The 26,061-nt window shown below is 53.6% G+C and carries 25 protein-coding genes; 16 read left to right on the top strand and 9 right to left on the bottom strand.

Annotated elements, in window-relative coordinates; translation table 11 throughout:
• Positions 1-312 precede the first annotated feature (312 nt).
• Positions 313-750: a hypothetical protein gene (locus NST43_RS16860; protein WP_339218226.1), complete on the top strand. Its 438-nt coding sequence runs from the start codon at positions 313-315 to the stop codon at positions 748-750.
• Between the two features lie 109 nt (positions 751-859).
• Entirely contained in the window at positions 860-1,309 is a 450-nt protein-coding gene (locus NST43_RS16855; RefSeq protein WP_339218225.1) for a hypothetical protein, read from the top strand.
• A 66-nt stretch (positions 1,310-1,375) separates the two neighbouring features.
• Here NST43_RS16855 and kduD read toward each other — a convergent pair whose 3' ends face one another.
• Genes kduD through kduI form a run of 3 tightly spaced genes read right to left on the bottom strand, consistent with a single transcriptional unit; the run spans position 1,376 to position 3,793 of the window.
• On the bottom strand, positions 1,376-2,131 hold the full coding sequence (kduD, locus tag NST43_RS16850; RefSeq protein WP_339218223.1) for a 2-dehydro-3-deoxy-D-gluconate 5-dehydrogenase KduD: 756 nt from the start codon (positions 2,129-2,131) through the stop codon (positions 1,376-1,378).
• 38 nt (positions 2,132-2,169) lie between these two features.
• The gene (locus NST43_RS16845) at positions 2,170-2,925 is read right to left on the bottom strand and encodes a DeoR/GlpR family DNA-binding transcription regulator (RefSeq protein WP_209989460.1); all 756 of its coding nucleotides are present in this window, start codon (positions 2,923-2,925) and stop codon (positions 2,170-2,172) included.
• A gap of 34 nt (positions 2,926-2,959) precedes the next feature.
• Positions 2,960-3,793 (bottom strand): 5-dehydro-4-deoxy-D-glucuronate isomerase, encoded by an 834-nt coding sequence (gene kduI / locus NST43_RS16840; protein WP_339218221.1) that lies wholly within the window; start codon positions 3,791-3,793, stop codon positions 2,960-2,962.
• 223 nt (positions 3,794-4,016) lie between these two features.
• Here kduI and NST43_RS16835 point away from each other — a divergent pair, with 223 nt between their 5' ends.
• The 4 genes from NST43_RS16835 (at position 4,017) to ybaK (ending at position 8,205) form a co-directional block, all read left to right on the top strand.
• Complete coding sequence (locus NST43_RS16835) at positions 4,017-5,696, top strand: hypothetical protein (RefSeq protein WP_339218219.1); 1,680 nt, start codon at positions 4,017-4,019, stop codon at positions 5,694-5,696.
• A 240-nt stretch (positions 5,697-5,936) separates the two neighbouring features.
• The gene (gene aspA / locus NST43_RS16830; protein WP_339218218.1) at positions 5,937-7,361 is read left to right on the top strand and encodes an aspartate ammonia-lyase; all 1,425 of its coding nucleotides are present in this window, start codon (positions 5,937-5,939) and stop codon (positions 7,359-7,361) included.
• A gap of 89 nt (positions 7,362-7,450) precedes the next feature.
• Positions 7,451-7,723: a YolD-like family protein gene (locus tag NST43_RS16825; RefSeq protein WP_209989470.1), complete on the top strand. Its 273-nt coding sequence runs from the start codon at positions 7,451-7,453 to the stop codon at positions 7,721-7,723.
• Between the two features lie 11 nt (positions 7,724-7,734).
• A complete protein-coding gene (ybaK, locus tag NST43_RS16820) occupies positions 7,735-8,205 on the top strand; it encodes a Cys-tRNA(Pro) deacylase (RefSeq protein WP_209989472.1) in 471 nt (156 codons plus the stop codon).
• A gap of 70 nt (positions 8,206-8,275) precedes the next feature.
• Here the strand turns inward: ybaK and NST43_RS16815 are convergent, their stop codons facing one another.
• The 3 genes from NST43_RS16815 to NST43_RS16805 form a co-directional block, all read right to left on the bottom strand.
• Positions 8,276-9,115, bottom strand: a complete 840-nt coding sequence (locus tag NST43_RS16815; protein ID WP_339218215.1) for an aminoglycoside phosphotransferase family protein — start codon at positions 9,113-9,115, stop codon at positions 8,276-8,278.
• A 61-nt stretch (positions 9,116-9,176) separates the two neighbouring features.
• On the bottom strand, positions 9,177-9,929 hold the full coding sequence (locus NST43_RS16810; RefSeq protein WP_209989478.1) for a YdcF family protein: 753 nt from the start codon (positions 9,927-9,929) through the stop codon (positions 9,177-9,179).
• Positions 9,930-10,159: 230 nt separating this feature from the next.
• Positions 10,160-11,125, bottom strand: a complete 966-nt coding sequence (locus NST43_RS16805) for an AraC family transcriptional regulator (RefSeq protein WP_339218214.1) — start codon at positions 11,123-11,125, stop codon at positions 10,160-10,162.
• 174 nt (positions 11,126-11,299) lie between these two features.
• On the opposite strand from NST43_RS16805, the gene NST43_RS16800 reads away from it, so the two are divergent.
• Together NST43_RS16800 and NST43_RS16795 are read left to right on the top strand one after the other, a co-directional pair.
• Positions 11,300-13,417: a glycoside hydrolase family 52 protein gene (locus NST43_RS16800; RefSeq protein ID WP_209989484.1), complete on the top strand. Its 2,118-nt coding sequence runs from the start codon at positions 11,300-11,302 to the stop codon at positions 13,415-13,417.
• Positions 13,418-13,540: 123 nt separating this feature from the next.
• The gene (locus NST43_RS16795; RefSeq protein ID WP_209989487.1) at positions 13,541-14,182 is read left to right on the top strand and encodes an alanyl-tRNA editing protein; all 642 of its coding nucleotides are present in this window, start codon (positions 13,541-13,543) and stop codon (positions 14,180-14,182) included.
• A 155-nt stretch (positions 14,183-14,337) separates the two neighbouring features.
• Here NST43_RS16795 and NST43_RS16790 read toward each other — a convergent pair whose 3' ends face one another.
• The 3 genes from NST43_RS16790 to NST43_RS16780 form a co-directional block, all read right to left on the bottom strand.
• Complete coding sequence (locus NST43_RS16790) at positions 14,338-15,444, bottom strand: glycoside hydrolase family 88 protein (RefSeq protein ID WP_339218211.1); 1,107 nt, start codon at positions 15,442-15,444, stop codon at positions 14,338-14,340.
• 118 nt (positions 15,445-15,562) lie between these two features.
• Positions 15,563-16,420 carry an AraC family transcriptional regulator gene (locus NST43_RS16785; RefSeq protein ID WP_339218209.1) on the bottom strand — a complete coding sequence of 286 codons (858 nt, stop codon included), beginning with the start codon at positions 16,418-16,420 and terminating at the stop codon, positions 15,563-15,565.
• A gap of 100 nt (positions 16,421-16,520) precedes the next feature.
• The gene (locus NST43_RS16780) at positions 16,521-17,633 is read right to left on the bottom strand and encodes an endospore germination permease (RefSeq protein WP_209989496.1); all 1,113 of its coding nucleotides are present in this window, start codon (positions 17,631-17,633) and stop codon (positions 16,521-16,523) included.
• 177 nt (positions 17,634-17,810) lie between these two features.
• On the opposite strand from NST43_RS16780, the gene NST43_RS16775 reads away from it, so the two are divergent.
• From NST43_RS16775 to NST43_RS16740, 8 genes are all read left to right on the top strand, one after another.
• Complete coding sequence (locus NST43_RS16775) at positions 17,811-19,319, top strand: spore germination protein (RefSeq protein WP_339218207.1); 1,509 nt, start codon at positions 17,811-17,813, stop codon at positions 19,317-19,319.
• Between the two features lies 1 nt (position 19,320).
• On the top strand, positions 19,321-20,544 hold the full coding sequence (locus NST43_RS16770) for a Ger(x)C family spore germination protein (RefSeq protein ID WP_339218206.1): 1,224 nt from the start codon (positions 19,321-19,323) through the stop codon (positions 20,542-20,544).
• 6 nt (positions 20,545-20,550) lie between these two features.
• Entirely contained in the window at positions 20,551-20,781 is a 231-nt protein-coding gene (locus NST43_RS16765) for a hypothetical protein (protein WP_339218205.1), read from the top strand.
• A 187-nt stretch (positions 20,782-20,968) separates the two neighbouring features.
• Entirely contained in the window at positions 20,969-22,486 is a 1,518-nt protein-coding gene (gene zwf / locus NST43_RS16760) for a glucose-6-phosphate dehydrogenase (RefSeq protein ID WP_339218203.1), read from the top strand.
• A 24-nt stretch (positions 22,487-22,510) separates the two neighbouring features.
• The gene (gnd, locus tag NST43_RS16755; RefSeq protein WP_209989510.1) at positions 22,511-23,404 is read left to right on the top strand and encodes a phosphogluconate dehydrogenase (NAD(+)-dependent, decarboxylating); all 894 of its coding nucleotides are present in this window, start codon (positions 22,511-22,513) and stop codon (positions 23,402-23,404) included.
• A 126-nt stretch (positions 23,405-23,530) separates the two neighbouring features.
• A complete protein-coding gene (locus NST43_RS16750) occupies positions 23,531-24,154 on the top strand; it encodes a hypothetical protein (protein WP_339218201.1) in 624 nt (207 codons plus the stop codon).
• A 318-nt stretch (positions 24,155-24,472) separates the two neighbouring features.
• Positions 24,473-24,667: a hypothetical protein gene (locus NST43_RS16745; protein ID WP_339218200.1), complete on the top strand. Its 195-nt coding sequence runs from the start codon at positions 24,473-24,475 to the stop codon at positions 24,665-24,667.
• 100 nt (positions 24,668-24,767) lie between these two features.
• Entirely contained in the window at positions 24,768-26,060 is a 1,293-nt protein-coding gene (locus tag NST43_RS16740) for an L-serine ammonia-lyase, iron-sulfur-dependent, subunit alpha (protein WP_339218198.1), read from the top strand.
• Position 26,061: the final 1 nt, after the last annotated feature.

The raw sequence follows: 26,061 nt of genomic DNA, 5'->3' as shown, positions 1-26,061 counted from the left end.
CATGCACGGGGTAGAAGTCTCCTTAAGCTTAGCTGCATTACTTACGGCAATCTTACTGAGGCCCATGTTATCTGACAGCATCGCGGGAGAACGGGAGCACCGCACTTTGGAGACACTCTTATCCAGTCCAATCCATGGGAAAAGTATGCTCTGGAGGAAGTTTGAATTCTGCTTCTTTTTTGCGCTGGGCTACTTCACTATTACCGTCCTTTGCTCCGCGTTAACGAGCTTTCTTGCCGGCGGCGGAGCAGCGTTGATTCCTTGGCAATGGATGTGCATCATGGTAGTGGCTGCATTGAATTATAGTGCAATATGCATGGGCGGGGTGTATGCTTCCTCTACATCAGGGGATTTGCGGGCGGCCAACCAGCGGGTGTCGCTAATGGCTTATCCTCTGAGCTTTCTGTTTGTCATCTGTCTATCGGTTATAGGAACCGTGGACTTGTTATCGGCGCTGATCATAAGTTGTATCTGTGCATTGATTTACCTTTGGGTTATTTCGATGTTCGCAGCGAAGATCTGGAGGATGAGGCAGCCGGATTTCTTCCAGCCCATTACCATCCCAAAGCCGGAGAGAGCACATCAGCAGCGTTTATCATTAGCTCTGCCGAAATCTCAGTTTGGCATGGTTTTGAGATTGGAATGGAAGATGCTAATGACCTTGAAAAGGATGCTCCTGAGCTTTGTTTTTCTGTGCTTCTCGCCGGTTGCTATGATGTGTCTGCTGCTGTATTTTACGGGAACCCTTGACCTCAACTACGCCGTCCTGCTAACCGTGCTAATGATACCGAGAGTGCCGACTAACTTAATAGCGTACTCCATAGGCGGGGAGAAAGTATATAAGACAGGGGAAGCCTTATTGTCTACACCTCTGCAGATCCGGCCGGTCTTTTTGGCAAAATGTATGATTCCAGTGCTTGTAACGGCGGTCATGCTGACCCTCTCATCGCTGCTGACGCTGGCGGGCATAACTATTGCAGCGCTGATCAGGCCTGATCTTGTCTCCATCCAAGGCTATACGGCTGCACAGCTTATCCTGCTGTTTCCCGTTAGTCTGCTCTCATCCATAGCCATGATGTTCATAGCAGCTATTCTTTCTCTGCGGCTCAGAACTCCGCGTCAGGGCTTGTATGTGACAAGCCTGTTGTCCTTTCTGTTTGTGTTCCCGGTATTGAATATCATCTACTTGGCTCCGAACATGCTAATGGGGTCGATGATCTATCTAGCGGTTCTTGGAATTGGCAATCTGATCTGTCTCCAAAGGATTTCGGACAACATAACCCGTCCTCAACTCATGAGCAGACTATAAGGAACATACAAAACCCCCGGCCATGCTTCATAAGAAGCAACCGGGGGTTCTTTGTATTTGGGTTCCTTATCTAGCCAACCAGCCGCCATCCACATTCAGAATGTGGCCGTTCAGGTAGTCGGAAGCTGCGGAGGCCAGGAATACGGCTGGGCCCTTCACATCATCGGCAGTTCCCCAGCGTCCGGCTGGAATGCGGTCAAGGATAGAGTCGGAGCGGCTCTGGTCCGCACGGATTGGAGCGGTGTTCTCGGTGGCCATGTAGCCTGGAGCAATCGCGTTGATGTTCAGACCGGAGCCTGCCCATTCATTGGCGAAGGCCTTAGTCAGACCGGCTACGGCATGCTTACTTGCTGTGTAGCCCGGCACGTTGATGCCGCCCTGGTAGGAGAGCATGGAGCAGATGTTGATGATTTTACCGTTGCCTCTTTCGAGGAAATGGCGGCCGGCAATCTGGGACAGCAGGAAGACGGTGTTCTGGTTAAGGTTAATGACGTCGAACCAGTCTTTCTCACTGTGGTCCTTGGCCGGAGTGCGGCGGATCATGCCTGCGCAGTTGACGAGGATATCCACTTTGCCGATGAAGGCAACGGCTTCGTCGAACATGCCTTGAAGCTTGGAATGGTCGCTGAGGTCAGTGGCGATGCTCAGTGCTTTGACGCCAAAAGCTTCACAGGCTGCTACGGTCTCGTCACTGGAATTAAGAGATACGGAGACTACGTCTGCACCGGCTTCTGCGAAGGCGATGGCAATCCCTTGTCCAAGACCTTGCGCTGCGCCTGTTACGATTGCTGTTTTACCTGCCAAGCTGAATAAAGATGACATATGATTAATCTCTCCTTTGAGCTAGATGAATTGTACAATTACCCGCATTCAATGTTGACGCCAGCCTTGCGGAACAGCTCGGCAGTCTCCGGGGCAAGCCCGCTGTCTGTCAGCAGCACATCGACCTCCTGCAGGGAAGCGAAGGTACGCAGCGCGGTCTGACCGAACTTGTGATGATCGCATGCGGCGAACACCTGGCGGGCTGTGGAGACTAACGCCTGTTTGAAATCTATAAGATCGCCGGTATAGATGGACAGGCCGTGTTCAATATGAACGGCTGTGGCTGAGAGAAAGGCTTTTTGAATATTAAGCTTCTGTACATAGGACACGGCTTCGGGACCGGCCAGCATATTGCGGACACGGTAACCGCCGGGAACGACCAGACGAATGTTGTCTCTGGGAACCAGCTCGCTGATGATGTAGACATCATTGGTAATGACCGTAAGGGGAATATTGTCCAGCCGCCGGGCAATCTCAAGCGTTGTGCTTCCGCCGTCCAGGGCAATGATGTCATCCGGAGCGATATGCGCCAGCGCACGCCGGGCAATCTCCGTCTTCTCCTCGGCGTATTTATCCAGCGGATTGCGCAGGGGCAGAATGCCGAACTGATCGCTCTGTGCCAGCACGGCGCCGCCGTGGACGCGCATAATCAGTCCTTGTTCCTCCAGCTTGCTTAAGTCCTCGCGGATCGTTTTGCCGGTGACCTGAAGCTTGTCGCTCAGTTCGTTCACGGTTACATCCTTCTGGTTCAGCATAACTTCCATAATCATCTCGTGCCGCCGTATCGGGTTCATCCGCCTGCCTCATCTTTCCGTAGTTGATTTGCTTCTATTGTAATTCTTTCATCCCTACGGGGTCCATATCATCATACCGCTTGTTGTCTCCGGCCATGCTCCAGATGAAGGTATAGTTATGCGTACCCACACCGCTGTGAATGGACCAGCTTGGCGAGATGACGGCCTGTTCATTGTGCATTACGATGTGGCGGGTCTCGGTCGGTTCGCCCATCAGGTGGAAGACGATGGAATCGTCCGGCAGATCGAAATAGAAGTAGGCTTCCATCCGGCGCGGATGCGTGTGCGATGGCATAGTGTTCCACATGCTGCCCGGCTTCAGCTGAGTCATCCCCATTACAAGCTGTGCGCTCTGCACGCCATTCGTGTGGATGAAGCGGTGAATCGTCCGTTCGTTGGAATTCTCCAGACCGCCCATGGCCCCGGATTCAGATTCAGCCAGCGTAGTCTTCGTAGTCGGGTAGGACTGGTGAGCCGGAGCGGAATTCAGATAGAATTTTGCCGGCTTAGCGCTGTCCGCACTCTTGAAAATAACATCCTTCGAGCCTTGGCCCACATACAGGCATTCCTTGAAATCAACCTCATATTCAGTACCGTCCACAACCACCGAACCTGGGCCGCCGACATTGATGACCCCCAGCTCACGGCGTTCCAGGAAGTAAGTTACGCCAAGCTCCTTGAGATCCGTAGTCAGAGCCACCTCGCCGTTTACCGGATTCGCTCCGCCAACAATCATGCGGTCTTCATGCGTCAGGACAAGCTTCAGCTCGTCTGGTGCAAAGATAACCGGGATATGGAACTCCTTACGCAGGCGCTCAGTGTCAAACTGCTTCACTTCATTCGGATGTGATGCAAAACGTCTTTCCATCGAATATTCAGTCTCCTTAGAAAACATATTTTCGTTCGTATAGGTACAATTTAATCCATTTACGTTCATTTATCAAGCATAATCTTTTTTAGTACGTTTATTTTAGTTTATTTGTTCCGCGATATGATTGCCATATGTACTGAAAGCGTGCACAATAGAGCAGGAGAGAATGGATTGTATTGTAAGTTACAAGACAGAACTATCACTGTGGAGGGTGAGCGATATGACAGACCAGCTTAAGCATCAGCAAGAGACTTCTTATAAAATACGCCAGCGGGAGATTATGTACGCAGCCGCAGTGGAGGCAGAGGGCCTTCCGCTGTTGGACAGCGGGCTATGGTTCCATGATGATGTGCGCAATAACTTCTATTATGCTTCTTATCTGTTTGCCGCTGCTGTGGACGTTACCCTGGAGCTGCCGTTCAGCCGGGAGGAAGCGCAGCGGAAGGCGGATGCCGTCCTGCTGGAGACCGTTCTTCTGCAGAACCGTCAGCCTGGCACGAAGCTGTACGGACACTGGCCGCTGGGGCTAAATCCTGTTCCGAGAGAAGCAGCACCGCATGAGCTGCCGGTGGAGATCATGGGCAGCCTGATGGTCTGGTTCTGCAAGCAGTATTCCGCCCAGTTCAGTGCAGGACTGCGTGTGGCGTTCCATACGGCCATCGGGCATATCTACCGCAGCGGATTCTTCCGTAAGCAGGTAGCGACCTTCGGCCATCATGAAGCAAAATATACGGCAGCCAAGCTGATCTTCGGCCAGCTGTTTGAGGATGAAGAGCTGCGGGAAGACGGGCGGCACAGCCTGGAGATTACGCTTGCGCATATCCGTACGAAGGGCATGCCGGAGTATGGCAGCCTGCCGTGGTTCTGGCACTGGGTGCAGGCGTTCACCTGCGCCTGGGAGCTTGAAGCGGACAGCAGCGTCAGAGAGACGCTTGGCGAGATGCTGGACTTCCTGTGGACCGAGCGTAGCCAGTGGTATCTTCAAGGAGCCTGGGCGGGCGCGCATTCCCGGGGCTGGCCGCATGATGTTCCGGCAGACGGCAATGTGCTGCACGACTATGTGCAGTTCGGGGATTTCGCTCTGCCTGCGGAGATGCCCCGTACTGAATATGCAGGATTCCTCTTTTATGAAGCGCCCGAAGAGGTGCGCTCCGCTGCTCTGAACCGCCAATTACCCGTAGAGGTCTGCAAGAAGACCGAGAAGGTAGTTGCCGGTTCCCCTGAGCGCCAGCCGGCGCTGCATTCCTACGCCTATATCTGCAAGGATTACGCGGCAGGCGGGATGTGGGAGCGGGTGGAGGAATTCGACAATGAGCAGCTGCGCTGGGCCTTCTCGCTGCCGGTTCCGGCGGCGGGGGGCGTGAACCGGCTTTATTTTTTCCATCAGGGTCAAGGCTATCAGCCGGGCGATCCCCGGCACCAGAGTCCTTATATGGAGGTGCTATATCATCGGAATACGATCCTGTCGCTGTTCCCGGTGCCCGAAGGAGAGGATAAGGCCATCGTCGGGGTGCTTCCGTTAGGCGAATGGATCAGGCAGCCCAAGGCGCTGCTTGGGTATGCGGGCAATGTGTATTTTTCCGTCTATGTATCACATGAATATGATCTGCTGGAGCGGCCATCCTATCTGGAGGTAACGTCCAAAAACATGCCAGGAGGCGTCGTGGTCGAAGCGTTTAGCGCAGATCAGGCGGCGGAGCTGGGAATACGCAGTCTTGAGGAATTTGCCTCAGCCGCTATACAGCGGGCACCGGAATTTACGGAGGGAGAGATCCTGTCGGCAGCGTATACGGTCTGGAGCGGGAAGGAGCGCCTACAGCTCAGCATAGACCATAAGCATACGGGAATAGAAGCGCTGATTAACGGAAAACCGGTATCATTTGAACATTATAAGGTCTAAACGGGACGGTTCGCTTCCGGTGGATATGATGATTTTTTCGGATTGGAACTATCTTAAATTTTAAGCTACAATGACATAGAGCCCGGGGGTCAGCAATGGCTGCCGGGTTTTTTTGCGCTACCCGCATAGACCTTAAGCATGGCGCAGCAATGAAGGTAATATCTTTGGAGCTGCAAGGAGAGAATAAGTTGACTAATTTGCAGCAGACGATCTACTACTGAAGACATGGGGGAGAGCAGGATGACAGAGACGGAATATCGGCTGGAGAAGGATTTTTTGGGCAGCAAGCAGGTGGAGCATCAGGCCTATTACGGGATACAGACCCTCCGGGCGGTGGAGAATTTCCCGATTACCGGCTACCGTGTGCATCATGAATTAATCAAGGCGATGGGAATTGTCAAAAAATCCGCTGCGCTCGCCAACATGGAAATCGGCCGCCTTTATAAGGGGCTGGGTGAGGTCATCGTCCAAGCGGCAGATGAGGTGATCGCGGGGAACTGGGATGAGCAGTTCATCGTTGATCCGATTCAAGGCGGCGCGGGCACCTCGCTGAATATGAATGCTAATGAAGTGATTGCGAACCGTGCGCTGGAGCTGCTGGGCAAGGCCAAGGGGGATTACCTGCAGCTCAGTCCGAACACTCACGTGAATATGGCGCAATCGACGAACGATGCTTTTCCGACGGCGATCCATATTGCCACGTTATCTCTGCTGGAGCAGCTGCTGATCACGATGCGGACGATGCACGGTGTGTTTTTGCAGAAGGCGGCTGAATTCGATTCCGTCATTAAAATGGGGCGGACCCACCTGCAGGATGCGGTACCGATCCGTCTGGGACAGGAATTCGAGGCGTACAGCCGGGTGCTGGAGCGTGACATTCAGCGGATCGAGCATACGCGGGGTCATCTCTATGAGGTGAACATGGGCGCGACCGCCGTGGGTACCGGACTGAACGCCGATCCCCGCTACATCAAGCGGGTCGTCGAGCTGCTGGCTGAGATCAGCGGTCTACCGCTGGTGGGTGCTGAGCATCTGGTCGATGCTACGCAGAATACGGATGCCTATACCGAAGTCTCGGCCTCGCTGAAGGTCTGCATGATGAATATGTCCAAAATCGCCAACGATCTGCGGCTGATGGCCTCCGGCCCGCGCTCCGGCTTCAATGAAATTACGCTGCCGGCCCGCCAGCCGGGATCGTCCATCATGCCCGGCAAGGTGAATCCGGTGATGGCCGAGGTGATTAACCAGGTGGCTTTTCAGGTGATTGGCAATGATCATACGATCTGTCTCGCCGCTCAGGCCGGTCAACTGGAGCTGAACGTCATGGAGCCGGTGATGGTATTCAATCTGATTCAGTCGATCAGCATCATGAACAATTCCTTCCGGGTGTTCACCGACTATTGTCTGGCAGGGATTGAAGCCAATAAGGAGAAGCTTGCGCGTGAGGTGGAGAGAAGCGTCGGCATCATTACCGCCGTGAACCCGCATCTGGGATATGAGGTCGTCTCGCGGATTGCCAGAGAAGCTATTCTGACCGGTGAATCGGTGCGGGCCTTGTGTCTGAAATACAATGTGCTGAGCGAAGAGGAACTGAGTCTGATTCTGGACCCGTATGAAATGACCCACCCCGGAATAGCGGGGGCTGCGCTTTTGCATACTGACTGAATAATAATCGTGATTTGTGTAAAATCAGGCTTCCTCTCATGGTATAATAGACAGGAGCATTTACACCGGGCATTATCCTATATTCTGTAATGGCTTACTGGAGGCAAATTGTGGCGAAGGCAAAAGTGGCAAAACGTCCAACCCGCGACGAATTCGTGCTTGAGGAGCTGGGCAACCAGCTGGTAGAGGCGAAGCAGGAGGATTCCGAGATTCTGCTGACAGTCTGGGGGAAGGAAGAAGAGGTGCGCGGAGTGATTGTAGAAATGGATTCGCGTACCGGCAGGGTGCATGTCAGAAATAACGAAGAGATTATCAAGGTGCCGTTCATGGACATTATGCAAATCAATTACCCCCGGGATTAGGGGAGTGGCAGATGAACAAAACGAATGCCATGCGCATACTGGATGCAAGGAAGATAAGCTACACCATTCATAGCTACGACAATGAGGACGGGCTCATTCACGGAACAGCGGTTGCTGAGAAGATTGGTCTGCCTTCTGAAGTGGTATTCAAGACACTGGTCGCACACAACGGACCGCAGCCGTATGTCTATGTGATCCCGGTTGCTGAGGAGCTGGATCTGAAGAGAGCCGCCAGAGCTGCCGGAGTGAAGAAGATTGAGCTGCTGCCGCTGAAGGAGCTGCTGAAGCATACTGGTTATGTGCGCGGGGGCTGTTCCCCAGTCGGCATGAAGAAGCTGTATCCTACGTTCATTCACAGCAGTGCGGCGGAGCTTGAGACAATCGCGGTCAGCGCAGGCCGGATCGGCGTTCAGATGGAGCTTGAGCCGAAGCTGCTGGCTGAAGCGGTGTCTGCGGTTTTTACGGAGTTGATTAAAGAGTAGATTAAGCGGGATGCAAAACAAGCAAAAATAAAAGCAGCAATTCTCCAATAATGAGAGAAGTGCTGCTTTTTTACTTTTTGCGCTTTTCAAAACGAGGAGCATTAGTCCATTCACTATAATGATCCGCTATGAATTGAATCTCGCGTTCATAGTGGGCCAGGTGGCCTTCTTCCACCATTTTGACAAAAGCAGGATTGTTCGCCTCGGCCTCCTTCTTCAGTGTATCGCACATAGCTGTGAGCCGCCTGGTCAACCAGTCATGCAGATCTTCTGGGACAGGCAGTCCATAGGCTTCAAAAAACAGCTTAATCCGCCGCTGCCTGTCTGCTGCATGGAGGTCTGCCTGATAAGGTACCGTGGAACCTGTCAGATAATCAGGAGCAAAACCGGCGAGCGGAACTGAGGTGTAGAGGGTATAGGCAATGTCCCACAGGCGCGGGCCTGGACCAGCCATGTCAAAATCAATCAGCGCCACGGGCACACCATGCTGAAACACCACGTTATACAGCGCCGCATCATTATGGCAGATCACTTCATGTGCCTCAGGATCGGCATAGGGGAGCTGCCACTCCGTATGTATACTATTCGGTACGAAGCCTACCGTGGCATCATGATAGCTGCGTAACAGGCGGGCCAGGCCCGTAAGGGTCTCTTCAGACCACATGTACGGCTCCAGCTCAGGATAAGCGTTGCCCGGAACCTCGCCGGGAAGAAAGGATAGAAACTCGCGCCCTGCATCATCCGTGCCCCTGAACTTGGGCGCTCCTGCGAAATTCTGCTGCTCCAAATGCTGAAGCAGTCCATGAATACTTGGGCTCCAGCTCCCTGTAGGACGGCGGACGGTGTCAGCCTGGCGGATGATCTCATTTACATTACCGCCGGTTAACTTCTCTTCATCATACGGGTTCATCGGTTAAGGGAACCTCGCTTTCTTTGATGGGCGTGCGGCCGCGTGCAGTCAGCTGCATGGGCTAAGGCAGCAGCTTCGCGGCTATTAACCCCAGATACTCCTTCAGCGCCAGCCCGGTTGTGGAGACGGCTCCGGCGGACGGAGTGAATTTGCTTACATAGAGTGACATGGGACGGCTGGCTTGGAAATCTACCGGAAAAGCCTGCGGCTTAAGTCCGGCATGCTCGAACTGGACCATGCTGCGCGGCATATGGAAGCCGGAGGTTACCAGAACGGGACGGCTTAAGCCATGCTCCTGCATGAGCTTCGCGGTGTTGACCGCATTCTGCTCCGTGTTGAGCGAGCGGCTCTCCGGCAGGATGTCCTCTGCGGGAATGCCGAGGCCGATGAGCTGCCGCCGGGCGATATCCGCTTCATTGCCGCTGTCGGCGAATACCTGTCCCCCGGAGAAAATGATCGGCAGGCCGGTCTCGCGGTACAGCCGCGCGGCCGCCAGCAGCCGGTTCGCCGCCGGACCGGACATATTGCCCTGCCCGTCCAGATCCGGGGTGCCGGAGGTGGCCCCGCCGCCCAGGATTACGATCACATCCCCCTCTGCAGCAGCAGGCTGAGGGTACTTCCGCTCCAGGCTCCCGATCAGCATGTCGCTGACCGCAGAGGTCATCGACAGATAGAGCAGGAGCGTGACCGCCAGCAGCACGATCGCGGGACGGCGGCTGCTTCTCCACAGCCAGACCACCATGCCCAGCAGCAGCAGGACAAATATCCCTGGAGGCAAGACAAAGCTGTATACGAATTTAATGAGATAGATCATAACGTTCACCTGCTTTTACAAATGTGATATAAGACATTTAACAAAAAATCCACCCGCATAGCAGGTCATTTCTGGTTGTATGGTACCACGAGTCCGGCTGGAGTTCCCGGCTTCACGCGGCTGATTCGGTGATGCGCTGCTTCGTGCTTGATGTACCCACCATGCCCGTTCTTGGTGATCTTACAAATGACGCGACCCCTCACCGGATTCTGGTTTGAAATGGTATATCTTCATTGTGTACCTCCCTGTAAGCGGGGGATTGGCGCTCCGTCGTCCGTCTTGCCCGGCTCCTCCGTAAGCTGGCGGTAGCCCATGGGAGGCAGACCGGTCCACCGCTTGAACTGCTTGCTGAAATGGGAGACATCGCGGTAGCCCAACCGGTAGGCGATGCTCTCTACAGACAGACTGTTATCCAGCAGCAGCAGCTTGGCATGGCGGATAATGAGATCGGAGAGATACTGCCGGGGCGGCAGCCCGTAAATCTGCCGGAAGGCGCGGTTACAGTGGTTGGGGCTGTAGCCGAGCCTGGCCGCGATCTCCTCGATGCTTCCGGCTCTGCTGCCGGATGCCGCAGCCGTGAAGACGGATTCCTGCAGCAGCCCTTCAATGGCATTCGCCAGGGCGACGGTCTTCTCCGTCACTCCCGGCAGGGTGCTCCGGGCAGGGGAAGGCAGGGCAGCCAGCACCCAGCCGGTAAGGGCGGCGAAGAACTGGAGCGAAGCGTTCAGCATCACAAGCCGCCCGCGCTGTGCATCACTGGCCTCCGGGAGAATGGTCGAGCGGATGATGTCATCCAGGGAGGAACGGATTGCCTTCAGCTCCGGGGTGTCCCCGCTCAGACTGACGGTATCCATCGTCATTAAGGAGCGGCGCAGAACCAGATCGTCAATGTCAAAGTGCAGGCAGTAATAAGACATCTCGTCACCTGCGGCTGCGCCCAGACTGGAGTGCTGCACACCAGGGCGGATGAACAGAATGTCGCCGCTCTCCTGGATGTAGGATTGTCCGCCTACGGCCATGCGCTGCGAGCCCTGCAGAACGACGTTGATCTCGAACATCGGGTGAGTGTGTGCCGGATATTGCCACTCCTTGTTCACCTTGCGCCAGTGGGCGGCAAAGAGATGGAAGGCAGCCTGAACATCCGGGGACATGCGTCCATCCATGGAGTGCTGTGTGCCGGGATCTAATACGTTCATGTTCAACCTCTTCTTTGTTAAAAGATGGATCTATTATAGCATAGGCCGCTGCGTCCGATTGATTTGTCCAAATAATTGGCGGCTTTGCGCCTGTTGCCTGAGGGGAGGGTAGCGCTAACATAGAGCTAGAGCCCGGCACTGCCGGGACAAAGCTGGAGGGAGTGTATATACTGTATGCCAACGAACAAATTCTTCAATGCCCATCATTCACCGATTGGATCATTCTCAAGCTTCACCCTCGGATTTCAAGGAGCGTCCGGCGGCTTTGACCTTGAACTCGGCAGGCCGCCGAGACAGAACATATATATCGGCCTTGCGCGCAAGGATGGCCGAGGTTATGATACCTTGCCCTTCCATGAGCAGGGTAGTGACGATGAGAGCAAACGCTACGACATCGAGAACCCGGACCCGAGTCCGGACAAGCCGCAGACTCTGTTTCACTTCGGGGAAGATGAAATTACGCGCGATTTCCGGCTTACAACGGACAGCTGGCAGGCCGGCGATCTGACCTTCCGCATTCTGTCACCAGTCTGGCCCGTTCCGGACCCGGAGACGGCCTCGGACGCAGAGTTGAAGGAAGTGCTGCTGCCAGCCGTGCTGGTAGAGCTTGAAGTCGATAATACTGCGGGCAGCTCTGCGCGCCGTGCCTTCTTCGGCTTCCAGGGGAATGATCCGTATAATGCCCTGAGAAGATTCGATGGCGGCCAAGAGGAGCTGACTGGTGTAGGACAGGGCCGGTTCCTGGCAATCGCCGCGAAGCAGGGAAGCGTTAAGGCGGCAATGCATTTTACGATGGAGGATATTCTTGCAGCAGAGCTGGAGGAGAACTGGACGTTCGGACTGGGTCAGGTTGGCGCGCTTATTATGGATGTGCCTGCCGGTGAACGCAAGGTGTACCAGTTCGCCGTTTGCTTCCACCGCTCCGGTTATGTGACTTCAGGAATGGATGCGAGCTACTACTATAACCGCTATTACAGTAACGTGGAAGCTGTTGCAGAATACGCGTTATCCCAGTTCGACACGCTGAAAAAGCAGGCCGAAGAGGCGAACGGGATGCTGGAGGGAACGGGCCTCAGTGACGACCAGACCTTCATGCTCGCTCACGCTATCCGCAGCTATTACGGCTCCACCGAACTGCTGGAGTACAAAGGCCAGCCGTTCTGGGTCGTCAACGAAGGCGAATACCGGATGATGAACACGTTCGATCTTACGGTAGACCAGCTGTTCTACGAGCTGAAAATGAACCCGTGGACCGTACGCAATGAGCTCGATATGTTCGTGGACCGGTTCAGTTATGTGGACACCGTCCGTTTCCCGGGAGATAGCACCGAGTATCCGGGCGGGCTTAGCTTCACGCATGATATGGGAGTAGCCAACGCCGTGTCGCGTCCGGGGTATTCCTCCTATGAGCTGTACGGCATTGACGGCTGCTTCTCGCATATGACCCACGAGCAATTGGTCAACTGGATTCTCACAGCGGCAACCTATGTGGAGCACACGGGCGACCGCAGCTGGATGGAGCGCAATCTGACGGTACTGGAGAGCTGCCTGCAAAGTATGCTGAACCGGGATCATCCGGACCCGGCGAAGCGCAATGGTGTGATGGCCCTCGACAGCTCACGGACTATGGGCGGTGCAGAGATTACGACCTATGACAGTCTGGATGTCTCCCTGGGCCAGGCGCGCAACAATATTTATCTGGCGGGAAAATGCTGGGCTGCTTATCTGGCTATGGAGCGTATTTTCCGCGACAATGGCAATACGGAGCTGTCCCAGACTGCCGGCCGGCAAGCTGACCTCTGTGCGGCTACCATCGTGGCGAGTGTGACCGAAGGCGGCTACATTCCGGCGGTCATCGGCGAAGGCAATGATTCAAAGATTATTCCGGCCATCGAAGGCCTGGTATTCCCTTACTTCACTGGCTGCAAGGAAGCCTTGGAGCGCGGAGGACGGTTCGGCGAATATCTCGAGGCACTGGACACTCATCTGAAGGCTGTGCTTGTAGAGGGAGTCTGCCTGTTCGAGGACGGCGGCTGGAAAATCTCCTCCACCAGCAATAACAGCTGGCTGAGCAAAATCTATCTCTCCCAGTTCATCGCCAGAGAAATTCTCGGCTTGAAATGGGATGAGAAGGGACGCGCAGCAGACCAGGCCCATACGGCCTGGCTTACGCATCCTGAGCTCTCCATCTGGAGCTGGAGCGACCAGATTATCTCCGGCGAGATCACCGGAAGCAAATATTACCCGCGCGGGGTAACGGCCATTCTGTGGCTGGAGGAGCAGCGTGGGTAGGTAGTTGAAGCCGGATGTCCGGCGGTGTTGACTTACACAGCGAATCTCCCATGGCGGGATTCGCTGTTTTTTATTATATTGTTATTTTTGTATAATATAATAAACAAAAATAGAGGTGCTGATATGGTTGAAAAAGTATTTTGGACTAACCCATATTTAACAAAATTAGATACTCGTATATCCAGTGTTAATGGCAATGAAATTACAGTGGAAAGAACCATACTGTATGCTTTCTCTGGAGGACAAGAGAGTGATACAGGATGGATTCACGGGTATTCTGTACATCAAGCCAAAAAAGAGGGTCATGATATCATTTATACCATTGAAGAAGGGCATGACTTAAAGGTTGGTGATATAGTATCTATGACCGTAGATTGGGATCGTCGTTACAGACTTATGAGACTACATTTTGCTGCGGAGGTTGTATTAGAATTAGCTTATAAACAGTTGACAGGTATTGAGAAAATAGGCGCTCATATCTCTCAGGATAAAGCCCGAATCGATTTTGCATGGCACGAGAATATTTCAAAATCATTTTCTTTGATCGAGAAAGAATTCCTTGAGATCATTGAGGCAAACCTAGATATTATTAGTGCCTTCAGCGATGAAGGAAATGGAAGAAGATATTGGGAAGTTAAAGGCTTCTCAAAGGTTCCCTGTGGTGGAACTCACTTGAAGAAAACAGGTGAAGTTGGAGAAATGAAGTTAAAGCGTAACAATATCGGGAGAGGGAAAGAAAGAATCGAAATTTATTTATGTGATTAAAACAACTGTGCAAACGCGCTCATACAGCGCCGAGTATGATCGGTTTTCCGATTACATTGGCCCCACATGCTTGCGCAACGCCAAATGTGATCGGTTTTCCGATTACATTTGGCTCGCGCGTCCATGCAAGCTGTCTGTGCCTGCTGCCAGCCAGACTAGAACACCCGGTGCTTCCAGCCGTTCAGCTTCGCTACAGCTTCAACATAGTAGTAGTCGCCGTAGATCAGCGACACATCTGTGAGCGAATCGCCGCTGGCGGCTCCATGCAGCAGAATGGCTTCGTGGTCTGGCTGGTCCCAGGTGGCATAATTCTCTGTAAGTGAACGCAGTATGCGCTCTGCGGCATCCGCATACACACGTTTCTCGCCAAGAGGTACCATGTCCGCCAGCTCCAGCAGGCCTGATGCCGCGATCGCTGCGGCAGAGCTGTCTCTGAACATGCGTTTGTCAGCTCCAAGCCGGAAGTCCCAGTGCGGCACGTGATCCTCCGGGAGAGCCGCGATGAAATAATGGGCAATCCGCTTCGCAGTATTCAGGAAACGTTCGTCCCCGGTATTGCGGTATGTGTTAATGAAGCCGTAAAGGCCCCAGGCCGCCCCCCGGCTCCAGCAGGATTCAGGGGAATATCCCTGTCCGCCGAAGTTCTCCAGATAAGCGCCGGATTCTGCATCGAAGGACAGAATATGCCTGGTGGACCCGTCCTCGCGCACACCATAGGTCATCGCTGTCTCAGCATGGCGGGTAGCAATATGACGGTAGCGCGGATCGCCGGTGATCCGGCTGGCCCAGAACAGCAGTGAGATGTTCATCATACAGTCGATGATCACCCAGCCGTGCTTGTCCCCGTTCCAGGCGCGGATGAACCGGCCCGCAGGATTATAACGTGCAGCCAGGTAGTTAGCCGCTTCAAGTCCCCGGCGCAAGCCCTCCGCATCACCTGTAAGCGTATGCTTGATCACCGCAGTAGCCAGGAACTGAAAGCCGACATCGTGATGCAGCTCTTCGGTCGGCTTCGCGAACCACTGTCCAATCGTGTCGTCCCAGGGCCAGGCTGTATCCTTATAAGCTTCCTTGCCAGTCATATCATACATGACCCAGAGTATTCCCGGCCAGAAGCCGGAGGTCCACCAGTCAGTCCCGGGATTATCGAATCTGCCGTCTGCTCCCGCAGCATGAGGACTCCGTGTCCCGAGCTGCTGGATCATGCCGTTCACTTTCGGTTCCAGACGGTTCATTACTTCCTGCCAATAAGCTGTAGTCATCGCTGATGCCTCCACATGAATTAGATTATGGCCCCAGTATAACGCCTCTGACGAACAGGAAGTTGTCATTTGATATCACGAAATGTTGTTATATTGTCCTATTCCTCGCAAGTGCCTCTCAGCTTCCTTTGCGGTATTGCAGCGGAGAAAGGCCAAGCACCCGTTTGAACAGCTGGTTGAAATAGGAAGAATTCGGAAATCCGACAGTCCTGCCGATTCGCTCTACCGTCAGGTCCGTCGTTTCGAGCAGACGGCAGGCCTGCTTCAGCCGCCGGGCTGTAAGATAATCTACGAGCCGACCGCCGGTTTCCTGATGGAAAATCCGCGACACGTAAGATTTTGACAGATGGGTCTCGGCTGCCAGCTGATCCAGAGTAACCTCCTCCTGGTAATGGGCTTCAATCCAGTTCATGATCTGCTCCGAATAGCGGAGATTCCGCCGTTCCCCGGTATGAATCAGTGACCGCTCCCCTGTTCCAAGACAGCTTAACAACTGCAGAAGCAGCATCGTGATATCCTCGGCATCTTCCCCGGCTGATTTGCTCCGGCACTGATTGTAATTCCCATAGATCCATTCCATAGTCTCCAGGCGGTCACCAAGATCGAAGCCGCAATAGGGATTGTTGCCTTGCCATAACGCAGTGAATACCGCCTTACGTTTGGCGAAGCCCTGCAGCAGTTGTTCTGCTGTCAAGGGATCAAGATAGAAGATCGTCCGTATGAACGGGCATTCGGGTGAGACGTCCGAGGAGATCCGGTGCAGCTGATACGGCTGGAAAAAGAACAGCATGCCCGGACGGATATCATACATCTGCTGGTTAACCACAATACTGCCTTGTCCGCGGTGCACGAACATAATCTCACAGCACTGGTGCCAATGGTAATACCCTTTATAATGATCATCAGTATAGAGTTGATAGTCCCAGATCAGAGTTTGCCTGCCCGCAAACAGGACAGGTTCGAACAGCTGTTTCATCCTTGGTTTACGCTCCTGTCATGACAAAATAAAGACATTTCATGGTTTCTATTATAACGTTGACCCCACCAGGGCGCTACAATAAAACAGGAGCTTCACTCTATGGATTAGCTTGGGAGGCAGCGGCGCGCTGCCTCACTTTGTATACTACGAGAATAAGCAGGGGAAGTCCGAGCGAAAGAGTTAGATTCCAGTCCACCCAGAATGGGGGGATTTCTTTGACATAGAAGATGATGTCCTTGGAGATGAGCTGTGAGAGTCCGTAGATCAGGAACGCGACAGGGAAGATTAGAGGGCGGTGGCTTTTCAGCTTGAATATTTGCGCGGTTCCGAGTACAAAGGCATAGAAGTAGAGTGCTGTTTTGAAATAGGTCGTGATAATCCAGGCGGTAGCCATAAGCGCTTCGAGCCGCTGCAAGAAGTTGGCGATATTGATTTTTTGGGCCAGGACATAGGCGGCATAGAAATTATGCTCGGAGAAATAGACGCCGAGAACGGTCAGCGAGAGAAACAGAATCAGGTTCAGACCTGCTGCACCCAGGCAGAGCGCAATGAAGATATCACGGTTAATCTTACTGTTCTTGCGGGTGTAAGGATAGACCATGAAGAAGACGCAGATCTCTCCGAAGGGATAGAATACGCCGATCATGATCGTATGCAGCATATCCGGTAGGGGTGTAGTCATCATGGGATAGACACGGTCCAACTGGACCTGCGGAAATAAGAGCACCATCAGGGCCACCAGGAATAAGGCAAACAGCGGAAAGAACACCTGCGCTGCCCGGCCGACCGTCTCAAGCCCCAGACGCAGACCATACACCAGCAGAACAATGCTCATGAACCGGATTACTCCGCCGGGAGTTCCCTCGTAGATCTGGGTACACATGAAATCCTCAATTTCCCTGATATACGTAGAGGCCGCGATGATGAAGAAGAACAGATAATACCCGCCTACCGCGCTGCCTATCCATTTCCCCAGCACCTGCTGGCTGATCTCAATAATATTTTGGTCCGGACTGATATTTGCTACTACAACAAACAGGAAGACTAGTGCAATCCCCGGCGGAATACTGATCAGGGCGGCGATCCAGGCATCCTGATGGGCTTCGGAAGTCATGGCTGCCGGATAGACCAGGGCCATATCCCCGATAAAAGTGAAAAGACCGAGGATTACCAACTGCGCTGTGCTGATCCGCTCTTTTTCAATACTCATCTCTATCCCCCCTTTACATGTGACCTCCAGGGCCTATGAACCCGGAACCCTCTTAGTATGGCATCCCCTTCCAGAATTATGTGAATCAAGTACGGGTCTGAATTTGAGGAATAATTATCAAGCAATGCTACCAAACTAACCGGAATAGAATGTTCACGGGAAGGAGAGGTGACCCGGATGAAGGGTACGGTGGAGGGGAAGTTATCCAGCAGGCTGGAGGTCAATCATGAACAGCTGTACAAGCTGCTGGGCGAGAGCACTGACCTGGTGAGAAAACAGCTGAAGCTGGGAGAGCATACGGAGCTGGCTATTTTTTATATTGATGGCCTGATAGATAATCAGCTGCTGCATAATTCGATTCTGTATTCGCTTCAGGAGGGACGGACCTCGGCTCTTCTGGAAGAACAGGACCCGGATAAGAAAATCGAAGTCTTGACCACCCGTGTGCTAATGGCCGGCGATCTTACCGTGGTTCAGGATTACGCCGAGTTCGTACACGACCTGTTATCCGGCAATGTGATGCTGATGGTGGAGGGGACGGACTCAGCGCTCCGGATCGGGCTGCCCGGCTGGGAAGACCGCGGGGTAAGCGAACCCAGCTCGCAGTCTGTGGTCCGCGGACCTATGGAGGGGTTCAGCGAGAATCTGCGGACCAACACCGCGCTAATCCGCCGCAAAATCAAAGACAGCCAGCTGTGGCTGGAAACGATGCAGATCGGCCGCGTCACCCAGACCAGTGTCTCAATTATGTATCTCAGCCACATTGCGAATAAAGAGCTGGTGCAGGAAGTGAAGCGGCGCCTGAACAGCATTGATACGGACAGCATTCTGGAGAGCGGCTATATCGAGGAATTTATTCAGGACAAGGTGGCGACACCCTTCCCCACGATCTATAACAGTGACCGGCCGGATACCATCGCGGCGGGCATCCTGGAAGGGAAGGTGGCTATCCTGGTTGACGGGACCCCTTTTGTGCTGCTGGCCCCGACCGTATTTGTCTCCTTCTTTCAGTCGGCGGAGGATTATTACCAGCGGGCGGATATCTCTACCCTGCTGCGGTTCATCCGGTTTCTGGCTTTTTTTATCACCTTGTTTGCCCCTGCATTCTATGTGGCTATCACAACCTATCATCAGGAGATGATTCCGACCAATCTGGTGATCAGTCTGGCGGCCCAGCGGGAGACGGTGCCATTTCCGACTTTTGTCGAAGCGCTGATGATGGAGTTGACCTATGAGATTCTGCGGGAAGCAGGCGTGCGGATTCCTAAGAACGTGGGTCAGGCTGTATCCATCGTCGGAACGCTGGTCATTGGGCAGGCGGCGGTTGCGGCGGGGTTCATCTCCTCGGCGATGGTTATCATTGTATCCATTACAGCGATCTCAAGCTTTGTGATTCCTGAAGCCGGGATGTCCATCGCCGCACGAATTATCCGGTTTTTCCTGATTGCACTGGCCGGGTTTATGGGGCTGTACGGAATATTGTGCGGAGTATTCATAGTGGTGCTGCATCTCGTCAGCCTGCGCTCCTTCGGCGTTCCTTATATGAGTCCGCTGGGGCCTTTCCGGCCGGCAGACCTTAAGGATTCTATCTTCAGGTTCCCCTGGCCGTTCCTCAGAACAAGACCGCAAGAGAATAGAACACAGAATCTGCACCGCCAGAACAGATCCAAACGCGGAGGTTCCTGATATGACAAGCCGAATAAAGAGAGCCGTTGCTGCTTGCCTTCCCCTCCTGCTGATTTCCCTGCTGCTTAGCGGGTGCTGGGAGAGGAAGGAGCTGAATGAACTGGCTTTTGTGCTGGCGCTGGGCCTCGATAAAGCGGAGAACGGCTACAACGTAACGATGCAGGTGGTCATCCCCTCCTCGATCTCTTCACAGAATGCGGGAGGAACAGGGGGAAGCGGGGTTCCCGTGGTTGTCTATAATTTCACAGTGCCAACGGTCTATGAATCCCTCCGCAAGTTCAATCTGGTCAGCTCCCGCTCCCCGTATCTGGGCCATATCCGGGTGCTGGTGATCGGAGAAGAGCTGGCACGGGAAGGGGTGGGCGAGACGCTGGATGTGATCAAAAGAAGCCGGGAGCCGCGCATGGACTTCTATGTGATGGTTGCACGGAAGACAACTGCCGAGAATGTGCTGAAGGTGCTTACCCCGCTGGACCGGCTGCCGGCCACTAAATTATTCAGTTCCCTGGATAAGTCCTACAAAATTTCCTCCAAGACTGTTGCTGTCACGCTGGATCAATTCATCGAGGACCTGATCCTCCAGGGGGAGAGTCCGGTGTTAACCGGAGTGGAGGTGGAGGGTGATCCCGAGGCAGGCAGTGAGAAAAGCAACGTGGAACAGACAGACCCCAGAACGAAACTTCGCTATGAGAGTGTGGCCGTATTCCGAAAGGATAAGCTGCTTGGCTGGATAGATGATGACTATACGGTTGGCTTCAATTATGTGACTGATAATGTCACCAAAAATACGGGGCACTTCAAAGACGAAGCCGGAAGCCTAATCATTATAGAGGCGCTTACCTCCACTACCAGCCGGAAGGTGAAGATCATAGACGGCGAGCCGCATATATATTTGAGCGCGGAAACACTATGCAATGTGCAGGAGGTTGAAGGCGCGGATAAGCTGGATACGGAGGCCAAGATCAGATTGCTTGAAGAGAAGACGGAAGATCGGATTGTAAAGCGGATGGAAAAAGCTGTAGAGGGAATCAGCAAGCAGTTCAATGTGGATATCTTCGGCTTCGGCCAGTCGATATACCGTAAGAGTCCGAAGGCATGGGAGAGGCTGAAGGAAGGGAAGGGAGAAGACTATCTCAGAACACTCCCTGTTCATTACGAGTCTAGTGTAACGATCAACCGGATCGGTACGATTGATAATTCTTTTCTTGAAGATATTAAGGAGTGAGGCTGTATGCTGCTGGTGCTGATGTTTGCTCTGATTGCTGCAGGCTGTGTAGCCATTGATCTGTCCTCTCTGAAGGGCAGGCAGAAGCGGCGTGACCGTGTGGTCTGGGGTCTGCTGTGGATCGTTGGAATGGCTGCCACGATATGCACGCTGCTCAAAATCCAGGTTCCCAGCCCGCTGCTGCTGATTATATTCATCTTCAAGCCGATCAATGATCTGGTCGCTTCGTGGTTCTGATCATGGCTTCGGTCTCATTGCAGGTCTTCTTCATGAAGGCCTGCTATTTGGCATGTTTGGGTAATTATCGTAAATGTCGAATTGAGATTGACGAATTGAGTTTATAGTCGTATGATGTGTGTTATAAAAGTTCCTGAGTAATATTAAGTAACTATATAATAAAATGATAATAACGGGAGGAATGAAAGTGGACTCATCTACATTTGTACTTTTTGGCGCAACCGGGGACTTGGCGAAGCGAAAAATCTTCCCCGCTCTATACAACCTGTTCACGGATGGCAAGCTTTCCGGTCCTCTCTCAGTCATTGGGCTGGGCAGAAGGGAACTCACGAATGAGACGTTCCAGCGTCAGGTGCTGGATTCCCTGCGCACCTTCTCGCGCCGTCCGGTAGAGGATACTGCGGCGCTGCAGAATTTCCTGCAGGCTTTTGAATATAGTGTGCTGGATGTTGGGCGTCCTGAGGATTATGTGAAGCTGCTTGGGCATGTACAGCGCCGGGAGGAAGAGCTGGGGCTTCCGCAAAACCGGATGTTCTATCTGTCGGTCGGTCCCGAATTCTTCGGGGAGATTGCCGCAGGCATCAATGCCAGCGGCCTTGGGGATACCCAGGGCTGGAAACGTCTGATCATCGAGAAGCCGTTTGGACGGGATCTGCAGTCGGCACGCGTGCTGAATGAGAGCTTGAGCGAAGCTTTTGCAGAGGAGGAAATCTTCCGTATTGACCACTTCCTCGGCAAGCCGATGGTGCAGAACCTGGAGGTGCTGAAATACTCTAACCCTGTGCTGCGGGCCTTGTGGCAGAACCGGTATATCGCCAATGTTCAGATTACCGCCAGTGAAACGGTAGGGGTGGAAGAGCGGGCGGGTTACTATGATAAGGCTGGCGCGCTGCGTGATATGTTCCAGAACCATATGCTCCAATTGCTCATGATGATGGCGATGCAGCTGCCGAAGGGCAGTACACCGGAGGACGTCCGCAGCAAAAAACGGCATGTCATACGTTCCGTCCGGCCCCTGCTTCCGGAAGAGGTAGCACAGCATGTAGTGCGCGGCCAGTATGCAGCGGGGGCGATGCGCGGACAGCAAGTGCCTGCGTATACCGTTGAACCGGGGATCGCAGCCACCTCACAGAATGAGACGTATATTGCTGCACGCCTGTGGATCGATGATCCGCTGTGGAATGACGTGCCGTTCTATATTCGTACAGGTAAGCGCATGAAGGAGAAATCCACACGGATTGTTATAGAATTCAAAGAGCCGTTTAATGATGTGCATAACAAGAACCGTAACAAGCTGCCGCTTGACCCTAATCTGCTGGTGATTGATATTGGCCCGCATGAGGGCATCTCCCTGACTCTGAATACCAAGAATCCGCTTCAGCACGGGCAGCTTGAGCCGGTTAGCATTAAGCATGAGCCGGTCAATCCTGATGTGCCGGAAGCTTATGAGAATCTGATCTATGATGCGATGCTCGGCGATGCCACGTTCTTCGCCCATTGGGAGGAAGTTGAGTTGTCCTGGCAGTGGGTTCAGCCTATAATCGAAGCAACAGCAGAAGGCAGCCTGCCGCTGCACCTGTATCCTGCCGGATCTAATGGCCCGGCGGCAGCAGACCAGCTCCTTGGCGAGTTCCACTGGTGGCTGGATGAACCGGAGAATGCAGAGCCTGCACACGTTCATCGGACAGAGTTAGCTTTTATATGACAACACTATTCGGAGGGATTCATTATGAAAGTCGGATTAATCGGACTGGGCAAAATGGGCTTCAATCTCGGCCAGAATCTATTGGAGCATGCTCACGAAGTAGTAGCGTATGATGTGAATGCCGCTGCCGTGCAGGAACTGGCCGAACGCGGGGCGTCCGGGGCAGCAAGCCTGGAGGAGCTTACGGGTTTGCTTGATTCCCCGCGCGTTCTCTGGATCATGGTTCCCCATACTTTTGTAGATTCAGTGATTGCTGAACTGACGCCCCTATTATCCAAGGGAGATATCATTATCGAAGCCGGGAACTCTCATTATAAAGAGTCGATCCGCCGTCATGACGAGCTTGGCGCCCACGGGATTCATTTCCTGGATGCCGGAACGTCCGGCGGAATGGAAGGCGCGCGGAATGGCGCATGTTATATGGTTGGCGGAGATGAGGAGGCGTGGGCGGTGGCCGAACCGCTGTTCCGGGACACCGCTGTGGAGAACGGGTACCTGTATGCCGGCAAATCCGGCAGCGGACATTTCCTCAAGATGGTACACAACGGCATTGAATACGGGATGATGGCCGCCATTGGCGAGGGCTTCGAGGTGCTGGAGAAAAGCGGGTATGACTTCGACTTCGAGCAGGTGGCCCGCGTCTGGAATAACGGCTCGGTGGTCCGCTCCTGGCTGATGGAGCTGATCGAACGCGCCTTCTCCAAGGACGCCAAGCTGGAGGAGATCAAAGGAATCATGCATTCCTCCGGGGAGGGAAGATGGACGCTGGAGACTGCATTTGACCTGCAGGCGGCGACCCCGGTCATCGCCATGGCTCTGCTCATGCGTTACCGGTCGCTGGAGACCGACACCTTCACCGGCAAAGTCGTCGCCGCCTTGCGCAACGAATTCGGCGGCCATGCGGTGGAGTCGAAGTAAGCAGCAGCAATTAGGCTGAAGCGGTGATATCAGGGGGCTGTCCCAAAGCCATGAAATGGCTGTTTGGGCAGCCTCTTCTGTTTGGGCTTTGGCCGGAAGTCGGGCCGGAAGCGGGACGTACGGGAAGTGAAAGGGATAAATCCCATTAAATCGGCCGGAAGTGGGCCGGATGGAGAACTGAAAGGGATAAATCCCATTAAATCGGCCGGAAGTGGGCCGGATGGGAAAATGAAAGGGATAAATCCCATTAAATCGGCCGGAAGCGGGCCGGATGGGAAAATGAAGGGGATAAATCCCATTGAATCGGCCGGAAGCGGGCCGGATGGGAAAAAGAAAGGGATAAATTCTATTAAATCGGCCGGAAGTGGGCCGGATGGAGAACTGAAAGGGGCTGTCCCAAAAGTAATTTTCTATGAGCGACGACAGCCACTTGCAGAAATCCCCGGAAGCCTCGATTGTTCTTCAGTTGTCCAAGCAATTTCCGGTTCTGTCATTCAGCGTACAGCTAATGGGTCGTCTTTTAAGGCAACACCTCCTTACGCAACTGCCGAACGCTCTCTGAGCGATTTTTTTGTTTCTTTTTTAGCATGGATGATCGTTTCCCACTTAAACAGCGGAGCGGACGGAACGACCCGCGTAAAAGCGGAAGCGGTCGCCTTTGTGTCCGGATTTTCACCGCTAAGGGGAATGAAAAAAATCTGGACACAACAGTTATTGGAGCAACGGTCCGTTTGCGGAGCGTCCACCTAAGTGCTCACGTTGGTCCTACTCCGCAATAAAGAGCTGTCCCAAGCAGCCATTTCATGACTTTTGGTTCAGCCCCATTGAATTCACCGAATACCCGCCAATCGAGCAAATGAAGAGCACTAGTGCACCTGAATCCGCCGAATACCTGCCAACCGTGCAAATGAAGAGCACTAGTGCACCTGAATCCGCCGAATAGCCGCCAACCGAGCAATCAAGCCAATGGAGAAGTGCTGCTCTTTGTTGTGCCTGGCACAGAGAATCAGACAACCCGCCCGAAGCATATAAGTACAGAAACATGAAAATGGGCGGGGGAGATGGCAGGTGTCCCGTAATCAGGAATTCAGAGTCTATCTGATCACGAAGAGAGATATTTTACGGTTTGTCGTGGTTGAAATCATTATCGGCAGTATGACGTATAAGCTGGCTTTGAACCTTTGTCATAATGCGATTCTGGCAGGTGCCGGAGGCTGGGCCTGTACAGAAGGGCTGAAGCGGCTGGTGAAGCTGGGCGGGTGATGGGTAATAACGGGGATTCCCCGGACTGTCTATCTGATGTACTATATATAGAAACAGATATAGACATAGTCAGGCAGACAGAGGGAATGGTGATGCACAGATGGTTAACCTACTGGAAGTATTACACAAAGAAATTATACCGGCAGAAGGCTGCACCGAACCGATTGCGGTAGCTTATGCCGTCTCGTTGGCGGCTGAACTGGTGGAAGAGGAGATTACGGCGATTCAGCTGTTCCTCAGCGGCAATATCATCAAGAATGCGATGGGCGTAGGGATTCCTGGTACAGGCCAGACGGGCTTGCCGATAGCGGCGGCCTTGGGTGCGGTGGTGCGCCGCTCGGAGCGGAAGCTTGAGATTCTGTCCGGACTGACCCCGGAGGAGCTGGCAAGTGCAGAGGGACTGCTGGAGCGTAAGCTGCTGGAGGTTGAGCTGAAGGATACGCCGGAGAAGCTATATATAGAAGCGAGAGTACACAGCAAGAACCATACCGCCACAGCGATCCTGGTAAAAGAGCACACGAATGTGCAGTTTCTGGCGAAGGATGGCCAGCGGCTTGAGCCGAAAATGGACAAGGCCGACTGCGGAGACCCGCTAAGTCTGGACCCTGAGGTATACTCGGTCACACTCGAAGATATCTATGCATTCGTTGAGAATACATCATTCGAGGATCTTCGCTTCCTGCTGGAGGGAGCGGTTATGAATAAGGCGATCTCGGAGGAAGGGCTGCGCGGGGAGTATGGCCTCCAGGTGGGCCGGAAAATGAGCCAGCAATCCGCCCTCAATCTGTTCGGCGCGGATGTGGCGAACCGGATCATTGCCGCAACGGCAGCCGCATCCGATGCACGGATGGACGGCAGTGCCATGCCGGTAATGACGACTGCGGGAAGCGGCAATCAGGGGATTGCCTGTACCATGCCGGTCATTGCTCTGGCCGAGCTCCTCGGCAAGGATGAGGAGACCCTGGCCAGAGCGATGGCGCTCAGCAATCTGATTACCATCCATGTGAAGCATTACATTGGCCGTCTGTCCCCGCTCTGCGGCTCAGGCATTGCCGGTGGAGTGGGGGCGGGCAGCGGCATTGTCTATCTGATGGGCGGGACGCTTGCGCAGATCAAGCACTCCATCCAGAACACGATAGCCTCTACTTCCGGCATGATCTGCGATGGCGCCAAGCCAACCTGTGCACTCAAAATCTCCACGGCTACCAACGCGGCCATTCAGTCCGCCACCCTCGCCATGAACAATATCTCCGCGAGTCTCAATGACGGTGTCATCTTCGAGAAGGTGGAGGATACGATCAAGAATATGGAGACCTTGGTCCAGGAGGGGCTTGCCGCCACAGATCAGGCCATTCTGAATATTATGCTCTCCAAGGGAGCCTCTTCTTCATAGA

It is taken from the genome of Paenibacillus sp. FSL H8-0332 (genome assembly GCF_037963835.1).
Taxonomy (GTDB): Bacteria; Bacillota; Bacilli; order Paenibacillales; family Paenibacillaceae; genus Paenibacillus_AQ; species Paenibacillus_AQ rhizoplanae.
Note: the sequence above shows the minus strand (reverse complement) of the source record. Positions and strands in the feature narration are given on the sequence as shown.

Coding starts and splice junctions, on each gene's coding strand:
- NST43_RS16860 (WP_339218226.1), top strand. CDS start 313: ATGCATGGGCGGGGTGTATGCTTCCTCTACATCAGGGGATTTGCGGGC.
- kduD (WP_339218223.1), bottom strand. CDS start 2,131: ATGTCATCTTTATTCAGCTTGGCAGGTAAAACAGCAATCGTAACAGGC.
- NST43_RS16845 (WP_209989460.1), bottom strand. CDS start 2,925: ATGAACCCGATACGGCGGCACGAGATGATTATGGAAGTTATGCTGAAC.
- kduI (WP_339218221.1), bottom strand. CDS start 3,793: ATGGAAAGACGTTTTGCATCACATCCGAATGAAGTGAAGCAGTTTGAC.
- NST43_RS16835 (WP_339218219.1), top strand. CDS start 4,017: ATGACAGACCAGCTTAAGCATCAGCAAGAGACTTCTTATAAAATACGC.
- aspA (WP_339218218.1), top strand. CDS start 5,937: ATGACAGAGACGGAATATCGGCTGGAGAAGGATTTTTTGGGCAGCAAG.
- NST43_RS16825 (WP_209989470.1), top strand. CDS start 7,451: ATGGCTTACTGGAGGCAAATTGTGGCGAAGGCAAAAGTGGCAAAACGT.
- ybaK (WP_209989472.1), top strand. CDS start 7,735: ATGAACAAAACGAATGCCATGCGCATACTGGATGCAAGGAAGATAAGC.
- NST43_RS16815 (WP_339218215.1), bottom strand. CDS start 9,115: ATGAACCCGTATGATGAAGAGAAGTTAACCGGCGGTAATGTAAATGAG.
- NST43_RS16810 (WP_209989478.1), bottom strand. CDS start 9,929: ATGATCTATCTCATTAAATTCGTATACAGCTTTGTCTTGCCTCCAGGG.
- NST43_RS16805 (WP_339218214.1), bottom strand. CDS start 11,125: ATGAACGTATTAGATCCCGGCACACAGCACTCCATGGATGGACGCATG.
- NST43_RS16800 (WP_209989484.1), top strand. CDS start 11,300: ATGCCAACGAACAAATTCTTCAATGCCCATCATTCACCGATTGGATCA.
- NST43_RS16795 (WP_209989487.1), top strand. CDS start 13,541: ATGGTTGAAAAAGTATTTTGGACTAACCCATATTTAACAAAATTAGAT.
- NST43_RS16790 (WP_339218211.1), bottom strand. CDS start 15,444: ATGACTACAGCTTATTGGCAGGAAGTAATGAACCGTCTGGAACCGAAA.
- NST43_RS16785 (WP_339218209.1), bottom strand. CDS start 16,420: ATGAAACAGCTGTTCGAACCTGTCCTGTTTGCGGGCAGGCAAACTCTG.
- NST43_RS16780 (WP_209989496.1), bottom strand. CDS start 17,633: ATGAGTATTGAAAAAGAGCGGATCAGCACAGCGCAGTTGGTAATCCTC.
- NST43_RS16775 (WP_339218207.1), top strand. CDS start 17,811: ATGAAGGGTACGGTGGAGGGGAAGTTATCCAGCAGGCTGGAGGTCAAT.
- NST43_RS16770 (WP_339218206.1), top strand. CDS start 19,321: ATGACAAGCCGAATAAAGAGAGCCGTTGCTGCTTGCCTTCCCCTCCTG.
- NST43_RS16765 (WP_339218205.1), top strand. CDS start 20,551: ATGCTGCTGGTGCTGATGTTTGCTCTGATTGCTGCAGGCTGTGTAGCC.
- gnd (WP_209989510.1), top strand. CDS start 22,511: ATGAAAGTCGGATTAATCGGACTGGGCAAAATGGGCTTCAATCTCGGC.
- NST43_RS16740 (WP_339218198.1), top strand. CDS start 24,768: ATGGTTAACCTACTGGAAGTATTACACAAAGAAATTATACCGGCAGAA.